Source organism: Mycobacterium sp. NPDC003449, from assembly GCF_053588415.1.
Genome location: NZ_JBSFPX010000239.1, coordinates 1 through 9485, shown reverse-complemented (window position 1 = coordinate 9485; position 9485 = coordinate 1). Strand labels below are relative to the sequence as shown.

At 69.3% G+C, this 9485-nt stretch carries 12 protein-coding genes; 8 read left to right on the top strand and 4 right to left on the bottom strand.

What is annotated here, in order from left to right:
* The 3 genes from ACWDTP_RS34735 to ACWDTP_RS34725 form a co-directional block, all read right to left on the bottom strand.
* A partial coding sequence (locus tag ACWDTP_RS34735; RefSeq protein ID WP_450027765.1) for a GOLPH3/VPS74 family protein occupies positions 1-609 on the bottom strand: 609 nt, incomplete at its 3' end.
* A gap of 36 nt (positions 610-645) precedes the next feature.
* A complete protein-coding gene (gene greA, locus ACWDTP_RS34730; protein ID WP_450027764.1) occupies positions 646-1140 on the bottom strand; it encodes a transcription elongation factor GreA in 495 nt (164 codons plus the stop codon).
* Between the two features lie 229 nt (positions 1141-1369).
* Positions 1370-1792, bottom strand: a complete 423-nt coding sequence (locus ACWDTP_RS34725; protein ID WP_450027763.1) for a DUF4307 domain-containing protein — start codon at positions 1790-1792, stop codon at positions 1370-1372.
* Positions 1793-1883: 91 nt separating this feature from the next.
* On the opposite strand from ACWDTP_RS34725, the gene mca reads away from it, so the two are divergent.
* Genes mca through ACWDTP_RS34705 form a run of 4 tightly spaced genes read left to right on the top strand, consistent with a single transcriptional unit; the run spans position 1884 to position 5393 of the window.
* A complete protein-coding gene (gene mca, locus ACWDTP_RS34720; protein ID WP_450027762.1) occupies positions 1884-2750 on the top strand; it encodes a mycothiol conjugate amidase Mca in 867 nt (288 codons plus the stop codon).
* A complete protein-coding gene (locus ACWDTP_RS34715; RefSeq protein WP_450027761.1) occupies positions 2747-3016 on the top strand; it encodes a hypothetical protein in 270 nt (89 codons plus the stop codon). The genes mca and ACWDTP_RS34715 overlap by 4 nt, the downstream gene beginning before the upstream one ends.
* Before the next feature lie 18 nt (positions 3017-3034).
* Positions 3035-5011, top strand: coding sequence for a thioredoxin domain-containing protein (locus ACWDTP_RS34710; protein WP_450027760.1), 1977 nt, complete (start codon positions 3035-3037; stop codon positions 5009-5011).
* A 10-nt stretch (positions 5012-5021) separates the two neighbouring features.
* Positions 5022-5393 (top strand): nuclear transport factor 2 family protein, encoded by a 372-nt coding sequence (locus tag ACWDTP_RS34705; protein WP_450027759.1) that lies wholly within the window; start codon positions 5022-5024, stop codon positions 5391-5393.
* Positions 5394-5411: 18 nt separating this feature from the next.
* Here ACWDTP_RS34705 and trhA read toward each other — a convergent pair whose 3' ends face one another.
* Entirely contained in the window at positions 5412-6155 is a 744-nt protein-coding gene (gene trhA / locus ACWDTP_RS34700; protein WP_450027758.1) for a PAQR family membrane homeostasis protein TrhA, read from the bottom strand.
* 56 nt (positions 6156-6211) lie between these two features.
* On the opposite strand from trhA, the gene ACWDTP_RS34695 reads away from it, so the two are divergent.
* From ACWDTP_RS34695 to ACWDTP_RS34680, 4 genes are all read left to right on the top strand, one after another.
* Positions 6212-7006, top strand: coding sequence for a (2Z,6E)-farnesyl diphosphate synthase (locus tag ACWDTP_RS34695; protein ID WP_450027757.1), 795 nt, complete (start codon positions 6212-6214; stop codon positions 7004-7006).
* 12 nt (positions 7007-7018) lie between these two features.
* Complete coding sequence (locus ACWDTP_RS34690) at positions 7019-8380, top strand: hypothetical protein (RefSeq protein WP_450027756.1); 1362 nt, start codon at positions 7019-7021, stop codon at positions 8378-8380.
* A 135-nt stretch (positions 8381-8515) separates the two neighbouring features.
* On the top strand, positions 8516-8923 hold the full coding sequence (locus ACWDTP_RS34685) for a hypothetical protein (RefSeq protein ID WP_450027755.1): 408 nt from the start codon (positions 8516-8518) through the stop codon (positions 8921-8923).
* Positions 8924-9020: 97 nt separating this feature from the next.
* Positions 9021-9419, top strand: a complete 399-nt coding sequence (locus tag ACWDTP_RS34680) for a hypothetical protein (protein ID WP_450027754.1) — start codon at positions 9021-9023, stop codon at positions 9417-9419.
* The last annotated feature ends 66 nt before the right edge of the window (positions 9420-9485 follow it).

Genomic DNA, 9485 nt, shown 5'->3' with positions numbered 1-9485 from the left:
GGCCGTCGCGGACTCCTCGACCCAACTGCCGGTGATGATCTCGGTCGACCGCGCATGCACCCAACGCCAACCCCGCTCGTTGAGGCTCAGCACCGCGCCGAGGCCGTCGACCGCATGCAGCAGGCAGATGATCGCGGCGATCGCGGGCACCGGGGCCTGCCCCTCGAACAGCGCCCCCAACAGTGCGGCGCGGATCCGGCTCACCCGGTCCCGGCTGGTCAATGGCCAGCAGTAGGTGCTGCGGGCCAAACCCTTGCCCGGCATCCGGACCCTGCGGATCTGCCCGACCCGCTCCAGGTGCAGTTCGAGGGTCGGCTGGATGTGCTTGCCGATCCTGTGCAGCAGGGTCTCGACGGGCAGCGGGCGTTGACGCAACAGCTCGAACGCCGTGTCGGCCACCGGATCGACCGGCCAGTCGCCGGCCAGGGCGACCAACCGGCCCGCCTCGATCGGCTCCCCGGCCATCGCGGGCCGGATCCGACAGGCGTAGGCCAGGTCCAGCAGCACGGCGGCACTCAGCACCCGCTCCCGGCGCCGTCGATCGAGCGCGGGCTTAGCGGACGCATTGTCCAGCAACAGCAAGAACAGATCCTCGGCGATTTGCGCCATTGGCCTGACTGTACTGCGTGCCCTCCCGGGCGCTTGCTACGAGTGGTACGGCTCCGCGCTGACCAGCGTGACCTTGACGGTGTTGCCGTTGGGCACCGTGTAGGTGCGCGACTCGCCCACCTTCGCGTCCAGCAGCGCCCCGCCCAGCGGTGAGTTGGGGGAATACACCTCGAGTTTGCCGTCGCTGATGCCCTCCTGGCGGGTGGCGATCAGGAAGGTCTCGGTGTCGCTCTTGTCGTCGTCGTAGAACACCTTGACCACCGAGCCGGGCAGCGCCACCCCGGACTGTTTGGGCGCCTCGCCCACCTTGGCGTTGTTGAGCAGCTCCTGGAGCTGGCGGATGCGGGCCTCCTGCTGGCCCTGCTCCTCGCGGGCGGCGTGATAGCCGCCGTTCTCGCGCAGGTCGCCCTCTTCACGGCGATCGTTGATCTCGGCAGCGATGACCGGCCGGTTGGCGATGAGCTGGTCCAGCTCCGCCTTCAACCGGTCGAATGCCTCCTGGGTCAGCCAGGTGACCTGGGTGTCGGTCATGTCTTCGCGCTCCTGTCATGTAGATCTTGCGCTTGTTTCGCGTACCGAAAGTTCTCAGTTTCTCCGCCGGGCGCAGGTGCGTGTATCGCTGCAAGCGGATGCGCCGTTCTGTGCGCTAATGCAGCAATACACGGCCCCAGCCAGGAACCGTGTATCGCACAATGCTACCACCGCAGCGACGGCGGATCTTCACATATTCGCTGTTCGGCGTTTGTTGCGTCGCCCGGAATCAGGGTGCTACCAGGTACGACGGCACATCGGTGCCGCACCCGTACACATCGCCGACAACCGGTTTGCGGGTCGATTTCACCGGAGCCGTCACCTGGACCACGCGCTGCTGGGCCGGCGGGACCAGAATCTCGCGCCTGCCGGTCTCGCTGCCGTCGATCGAGCGGGCCCGCACGATGCACACCACCGGTCGCGACGGGTCGGGCCGGGTGACGCCGATGGTCACCGAGACGGTCTCGTCATCGATCAGTTCATAGGCGCTGAGCTCGCCTTTCACCTCGCCGCTGCCCAACCGCTGGAATGCCACGACCGCGACGATCACACCGGCGATCACCACCACCGCGGCGACCGCCACCAGGATCCAGCGGCGGGTGCGGCGGGGCAGCTGCCGCGATCCGTAACGGTCGGCGGGACGTTCGATCATCAGAACTGGAACTATAGGGCGGAACAGGGGAGTCGCCGGGGCTCGGGGTCGTGGGATTACACAAGAGGTCGCCGTAGTTAGATGAGTCGAAATGAGTGAACTTCGGTTGATGGCGGTGCACGCCCACCCGGACGACGAGTCCAGTAAGGGTGCGGCGACCACCGCGCGTTACGCGGCCGACGGCGCCCGCGTCATGGTCGTGACGCTGACCGGCGGCGAGCGCGGCGACATCCTGAACCCGGCGATGGACCTGCCCGAGGTGCACGGCCGGATCAGCGAGGTGCGCCGCGACGAAATGGCCAAGGCCGCCGAGATCCTCGGCGTCGAGCACCACTGGCTGGGCTTCGTCGACTCCGGGCTGCCCGAGGGGGATCCGCTGCCGCCTTTGCCGGACGGCTGCTTCGGCCTGGTGCCGCTGGCCGAGCCGGTCGAACGGCTGGTCCGGGTGATCCGCGAGTTCCGCCCACACGTGCTGACCACCTACGATGAGAACGGTGGCTACCCGCACCCCGACCACATCCGCTGCCATGAGGTGTCGGTGGCCGCGTACGAGGCCGCCGCGGACTATCTGATGTTTCCTGACGCCGGCGATCCGTGGAGCGTGTCCAAGCTCTACTACACCCACGGGTTCCTGCGGCAGCGGATGCAGCTGCTGCAGGACGAGTTCGCCAAGCACGGTCAGCAGGGCCCGTTCGGCAAATGGCTTGAGCACTGGGACCCCGACCACGATGTGTTCGCCGGCCGGGTGACCACCCGGGTGGAGTGTGCGGAATACTTCAGCCAGCGCGACGATGCGTTGCGTGCACATGCCACCCAGATCGACCCGAAGGGCGATTTCTTCCATGCGCCGATCGAATGGCAGCAGCGGCTCTGGCCGACCGAGGAGTTCGAGTTGGCCAGGTCCCGCGTGCCGGTGAGGCTGCCGGAAGACGATCTGTTCGCCGGGATCGAGACATGATCGACACCCTGACGACGGTGGTCACCCTGCTGGCCGACGAGCCCCGCAACACCGGGCCCGAATTCGGCAAGGCCGCCCCGTTCGGCCTGCTGATCACGGTATTGCTGCTGGTCGGGATGTTCGGCCTGGTCTGGTCGATGAACCGGCACCTGCGCAACCTCCCGGAATCCTTCGATCGGGAGAACCCCGAGCCCGATCAGGAGGCCGACGACGGCACCGTGGCCACCGAAACTCCCGAGAACGGCACCACCAGGGGCGGCGACTGACCCGCCTATGGTGAAGGTGTGGCCAATCGCCTGAGCGGGTCCACCAGCCCATATCTGCGCCAGCACGCCGACAACCCGGTGCACTGGCGGGAGTGGTCGGCCGAGGCGCTGGCCGAGGCCGCCGACCGTGACGTCCCGATCCTGCTGTCGGTGGGCTACGCGGCGTGCCACTGGTGCCACGTGATGGCCCACGAATCGTTCGAGGACCCCGAGGTGGCCGCCGTGATGAACGACGGTTTCGTCTGCATCAAGGTCGACCGGGAGGAACGGCCCGATCTCGACGCGGTCTACATGAACGCGACGGTCGCGTTGACCGGGCAGGGCGGCTGGCCGATGACCTGCTTCCTGACCCCCGACGGCAGGCCGTTCTTCTGCGGCACCTACTACCCCAAGCCGGGGTTCCTGCAGCTGCTGTCCGCGGTGGCCGAGACCTGGCGCGACCGCCGCGACGAGGTCGAGCGGGCCTCGGACCAGATCGCCGTCGAGCTGCGGTCGATGGCGGCCGGCCTGCCCGGCGGTGGCGCACCGGTGGGCACCGATCTGTGCGATCACGCGGTGGCCGCGGTCCTGCACGACGAGGACGCCGCGCACGGCGGTTTCGGCACCACCCCGAAGTTTCCCCCGTCGGCGTTGTTGGAGGGGCTGCTGCGCCACCATGAACGCACCGGGTCGCCGGCCGCGCTCACCGCGGTCGAGCGGACGTGTTCGGCGATGGCCAGGGGCGGGATCTACGATCAGCTGGCCGGCGGTTTCGCCCGCTACAGCGTCGACCCCTATTGGGTGGTACCACATTTCGAGAAGATGCTGTACGACAACGCACAGCTGTTGCGGGTCTATGCGCACATGGCCCGCAGGACCGGAAGCCCGCTGGCTCTTCGGATTGCCTCGGAGACAGCCGATTTCGTGGTGAACGAGCTCGGCGATGACGGAATGTTCATCTCATCGCTGGATGCCGACGCCGGTGGACACGAAGGCCTGACGTATGTGTGGACGCCCGCCGAACTGCGCGCCGCGCTCGGCGACGACGACGGTGCCTGGGCGGCTTCACTTTTCAACGTGACGTCGGCCGGAACCTTCGAACACGGCACATCGGTGCTGCAGCTGCCCGCCGACCCCGACGACCTCCCGCGCTACCGGCGGGTGCGCGCCGCGTTGACGGCGGCACGCGGCTCGCGTCCGCAACCGGCCCGCGACGACAAGGTGGTGACCGCATGGAACGGGCTGGCCATCACCGCACTGGCCGAAGCGTCGGTGGCGCTGGACCGGCCCGAATTGCTCGATGCCGCATCGGTTTGCGCGCGCCGGCTGTGGGACCTGCACATGTCGGGGGGCCGGTTGCGGCGGGCCGGCCTCGGCGGCCGGGTCGGCGAGAGCGCCGCGATCCTGGAGGACCACGCCGCGCTGGCGACCGGCCTGCTGACGCTGTACCAGCTGACCGGCGAGTGGCGTACCGAGGCCCTGCGGCTGGTGGACATCGCGCTGGATCACTTCGCCGACCCCGAGCGGCCGGGCCGCTGGTTCGACACCGCCGACGATGCCGAGACGCTCATGGTCCGCCCCGCCGACCCGATCGACGGCGCGACACCGTCGGGCGCCTCGCTGATCGCCGAGGCGATGCAGCTGGCCGCCCACCTGACCGCATCGGAGCGGTATGCCGATGCGGCGCAGGCGACTTTGGCGTCGGCCACGCCGATCCTGGCCCGCGCCGCCCGGTCCGGCGGGCACTGGCTGGCGGTGGCCGAGGCGCAACTGCGCGGGCCGATCCAGATCGCGGTGGCGTGCGCCGGGCCGTCGAGCGGGCTGCTGGCCGCGGCCCGCACCCTGGCGCCCGGCGGGGCGGTGGTGATCGGCGGCGCGGCGGATTCCACCGAGCTGCTGCGGGACCGCGGCCGGGTCGACGGTGCCGACGCCGCATACGTGTGCCGGGGCAGGGTGTGCGATCTGCCGGTGACGACCGTCGAGGATCTGGCTGCCGCGCTGGGTGCGGCCGTGTAGCGTCGCGGCCATGGTCAACGCCGAGCAGATCACCCAGACCGTCAACCGCTACCTCGAGCTGGTCGGCGGCGGCTCCGCCGACGACATCGCCGATCTGTACGCCGACGACGCCACCGTCGAGGACCCGGTGGGCGGCGAGGTGCACATCGGCCGCGCCGCGATCCGCGGTTTCTACGCCAATGTCGAGAACGTCAAGGGCAAGGCGGAATTGGTGACCCTGCGGGTGGCAGGCCACGAGGCTGCGTTCCACTTCCGGCTCACCCTGGACTTCGGGGACAGCGGTATGCGCATCGAACCGATCGATGTGATGGTGTTCGACGGCGACGGCAAGATCGCGTCGATGAAGGCCTACTGGACCCAGGACGACGTCACGCCGATCTAGGACCGGTGGCGTCGGCGGTCAGAAGACGGCGAACCACATCGCGATGTAGTGGCAGATCGCCGCGACCGCCGTGCAGGCGTGGAAGAACTCGTGATGGCCGAAGGTCGTCGGCCACGGGTTGGGCCACTTCAGTGCGTAGAGCACGCCACCGATGCTGTAGAGCGCTCCGCCGACGATCAGCAGCACCACGGCGGCCACCCCGGCGCCGTGCATGATCGGTCCGATGAACCAGGCCGCGACCCAGCCCAACAGGATGTAGAGCGGTACGCCGAGCCAGCGTGGCGCCGACGGCCAGAACATCTTGAGCAGCACACCCGCGAGCGCCCCGCCCCATACGATCCAGAACAGCACCATGCCGCTGGACTCCGGCAGGGCCAGGAGCGCGAACGGGGTGTAGCTGCCCGCGATGAAGACGAAGATCATCGAGTGGTCGGCGCGCTTCATCCACTTGCGGGCGCTGTCGGACTTCCAGTTCACCCGGTGATAGGTGCCGCTGACGGCGAACATCGCCACGATCGTGAACGTGTAGAGCAGGGTGGCCAGCCCGGCCCTGGTCGACTCCACCGACCACGACACCGAGACCAGCGCGGCGCCGGCGATCAACGCGATGACGGCCGAATAGACGTGGATCCAGCCACGGGCCCGCGGCTTACCCAGGAACTGGGCGACACCGTCGGCGACCGCCTCGGGTAGGTCCTCGGGCCCCCGTCCGCGCACCGCGGCGGACCGGTAGGGCTTGGTGGCATCGATCGGCGCGGTCATGTCACCTCCCATAACGGCCGTGGGGTACCCCGCCGATCACAGTAGTCTTGTTCGTCGTGGACATCATTCCCCCGCGCCTCAAGGAACCGGCCTACCGGATCTACGAGATGCGGTTGCGCCAGGAGTTGGCGCAGGCCAAAGCCGAACTGCCCCGCCACATCGCCGTGTTGTGTGACGGTAATCGCCGCTGGGCCCGTGACGCCGGCCACGACGATGTCAGCATCGGCTACCGGATGGGCGCGGCCAAGATCGCCGAGATGCTGCGCTGGTGTCAGGCCGCGGGCATCGAGATGGCCACCGTGTATCTGCTGTCCACCGAGAACCTGCAGCGCGACCACGAGGAACTGGCCGGGCTGATCGAGATCATCACCGACGTCGTCGAGGAGATCTGCGCCCCGACCAACCGCTGGAGCGTCCGCACGGTGGGCGATCTGGAACTGCTCGGCGACGAACCGGCCCGGCGGCTGCGCGAGGCCGTCGGCCGCACCGCCGAGGCGACGTCCGCGCCGTTCCACGTCAACGTCGCCGTCGCCTACGGCGGCAGGCAGGAGATCGTCGACGCCGTCCGCTCGCTGCTGTCCAAGGAACTGGCCAACGGGGCCAGCGCGGAACAACTCGTCGATGCCGTCACCGCCGACGGCATCTCGGAGAACCTCTACACCTCCGGCCAGCCCGACCCCGACCTGGTGATCCGGACCTCCGGTGAGCAGCGGCTGTCCGGATTCCTGTTGTGGCAGAGCGCATATTCGGAGATGTGGTTCACCGAGGCGTACTGGCCCGCGTTCCGCCGCGTCGACTTCCTGCGCGCACTGCGCGACTACACGGCGCGACATCGTCGGTTCGGGAAGTGAGACACTGGGGCCATGGCTGCGCTGTCGGCAGTGGTCTTCACGCTCAGCTGGTGGCTGGGTCTCTACCTGCTCGCCCGCGATCCGCGTAAACCCGTCCTGGTCCTCGCCGCGATCGGGCTGACCAGCTTCGCGGCCGTCGTCGCGCTCGACGCGGTCCGGGTCACCATGGGATCCGAACTGCTCAGCCGCATCGAGATCTACCTCGTGGCGGTGCCGGGGATCGCGTGGTTCGCGGTGCTCGTCGAGCTGGCCCGGCCATCGGACGGTTTCCGGTCCAGGGCCGGTGAGGTGGCCGCGATCTTCGCCGTCGCGGTCGGGGCGTTCGCCGGCGCTGCTCTGGCCGGAAGCGTCGACGGCCCGCTGCGCACCGGCCACTGGGTGATGCTGGCGGTCATCTCGCTGTCCGCACTCGGCGCGATGACCAGGGCCGTGCTCGGCGGCACCAAACCCGGATCGGTGGTCGGATTCCTCATCGTGGCCACCCTGTTCTTCGCGCTCGCCAACGCGATCCTGATCATCCCGCTGGGTCTGCTGCCCAGCTGGTTGGCGTTGGCGTCCACCGGGTTCGACGTGGCGCTGCTCGGGGTCGCGGTGGCCATCTGGGACGCGTTCGACGAAGGTCAGGCGCTGCGCGCCGATATGCGCCGGTCGATCATCGGCACCCTGGTGATCGCGGTGCCCTTCGCGGCGCAGGCCCTGATCGGCGTCGCGGTGCTGGACTCCGGTGACGGACGGGTGGCGCTGACCATCCTGTTGTTCACCAGCCTCGCGGTCGCGGTCGCGGTGGAGGTGCTGGCCGGTCCGCTGGCCGGGGTCCTGGACCGGTTGGCGTTCTCCCGGTCCCCGGCCCTGCGCGCCGACCGTGAGGCGCTGCGCCGGACCGAGGCCGCCCTGCCGTTGCGGTCCAGCAGCCCGCTCGACGGGATCGACGACGACGCGTTCGCCCGGCTGACCCGCCGGGCCCTCGGCCACTACGGCGATCTGTCCAAGCTGATGGCCAGCCCGCTGACCGAACTGCCCGCGATCGACCGGCGCCTCGCCGCGCGGGGCGCACCCGATCAGCCGCTGGAGCGGGCCAATGAGCTCAAGGCGTTGCTGGCCGACCGCATCGCCGCGCTCAAACCCCGCGGCGGCGACGAATTCGGCACCTCCGAACAGTGGCGCCACTACAACTCGCTGTACTTCCCGTATGTGGCCGGCGTGCGGGCCTACGCCCAGAACGCCACCGCGGCCGGGCTGGATCCCGTCGCACGGCAGGCCTGGCAGTGGTTCGTCACCGAGGTGCCGCAACGCTCCCTGCACAACTGGCAGAACGCCGCGGCCAGGGTGATCGCCGCGGACCTTCGCGGCAGCCTCGCGCCGGCGAGCCGCTAAGACCCCGCTGACCTGGGCTTGGCAGCGCCTGGCAGTGCCTGGCGTCGATCTGGCAGTGCTATCTGGGCAGTGTCGGTGGTGTTCGAAGAGTTCGACGAAAAGTTCGACACCGCCGCTGCCCGGAGGGAGCCCGATATGACCGCCATCCTCAACCGGCCACTGTCCGACAGTACGGACTCGCTGCTGCGCTTCGCGCTGCGCGCCGACGCCACCCTGTGTGCCGGAGTCGGCCTGCTGGTCGCGATGGCCGCCGATCTGCTGGCCCGGATCTCCGGCCTGTCGGCGACGGCCGGCTGGATCCTCGGCGCCGGGCTGGCCGGCTACGGCGCGTTGCTGTACGTGCTGGCCGCGCTGTCCGATATCCGCAAGGTCGGCGTCGCCGTCGTCGTCGGCAACGTCGCGTTCTCGGTCGGCGCCGTGACGGCGGTCCTCGCCGGTTGGCTGCCACTGACCGAGACCGGGGCCGACCTGTTGCTCGGCTTCGTCGCCGCCACCGCCGGGCTGGCCTGGCTGCAGTACCGCGGGGTGCGCCGTCTGGCGTGACCCCTTCCGAGCCGGTGCGGGGCCGCGGGCGAAAGAGGTTGCGGCCGCGGTTCCCGCACCGTGCTAGTCCGAGAACACCACCACCAGAAGGAGAATCATGACCGCCATCACCGCCAACGCCACCGGGACCGATTCGCTGCTGCGCCTTGCCATGCGGGTCGACGCGGTCTGCGTGGGCATCGCCGGTATCGCCCTGCTCGCCGCCGCCGGGTGGTTCTCGGAGCTGACCGGCCTGGCCACGTCGGTCGAGTACGGCGTCGGGATCTTCTCGGTCGTCTACGGCGTCGTGGTGTTCGCCCTCGCCGGGATCGAGCGGGTGCGGCCCGCCGGGATCGGCACGGCGATCGCCAATGCGCTGTGCACCGTGATCGCCGTGATCGCCGCCGTGACGATGTCGCTGACCGCGACCGGAGTGGTGGCGGTCATCGCGTGCGGCATCTACACCGCGGTGATGGCCGAGCTGCAATACGTCGGCGTGCGCCGCATCCCGTCCTGACCCCCTTGGCCGAGCAGACGCGGCGGTACCCTGGAATGCGCTTTCCCGGGTACCGCCGCGTCTGCT

Excerpts from the sequence above, each read along its gene's own strand:
- trhA (WP_450027758.1), bottom strand. The coding sequence starts at position 6,155 with ATGACCGCGCCGATCGATGCCACCAAGCCCTACCGGTCCGCCGCGGTG.
- ACWDTP_RS34725 (WP_450027763.1), bottom strand. The coding sequence starts at position 1,792 with ATGATCGAACGTCCCGCCGACCGTTACGGATCGCGGCAGCTGCCCCGC.
- mca (WP_450027762.1), top strand. The coding sequence starts at position 1,884 with ATGAGTGAACTTCGGTTGATGGCGGTGCACGCCCACCCGGACGACGAG.
- ACWDTP_RS34685 (WP_450027755.1), top strand. The coding sequence starts at position 8,516 with ATGACCGCCATCCTCAACCGGCCACTGTCCGACAGTACGGACTCGCTG.
- ACWDTP_RS34680 (WP_450027754.1), top strand. The coding sequence starts at position 9,021 with ATGACCGCCATCACCGCCAACGCCACCGGGACCGATTCGCTGCTGCGC.
- ACWDTP_RS34715 (WP_450027761.1), top strand. The coding sequence starts at position 2,747 with ATGATCGACACCCTGACGACGGTGGTCACCCTGCTGGCCGACGAGCCC.
- ACWDTP_RS34690 (WP_450027756.1), top strand. The coding sequence starts at position 7,019 with ATGGCTGCGCTGTCGGCAGTGGTCTTCACGCTCAGCTGGTGGCTGGGT.
- ACWDTP_RS34705 (WP_450027759.1), top strand. The coding sequence starts at position 5,022 with ATGGTCAACGCCGAGCAGATCACCCAGACCGTCAACCGCTACCTCGAG.
- greA (WP_450027764.1), bottom strand. The coding sequence starts at position 1,140 with ATGACCGACACCCAGGTCACCTGGCTGACCCAGGAGGCATTCGACCGG.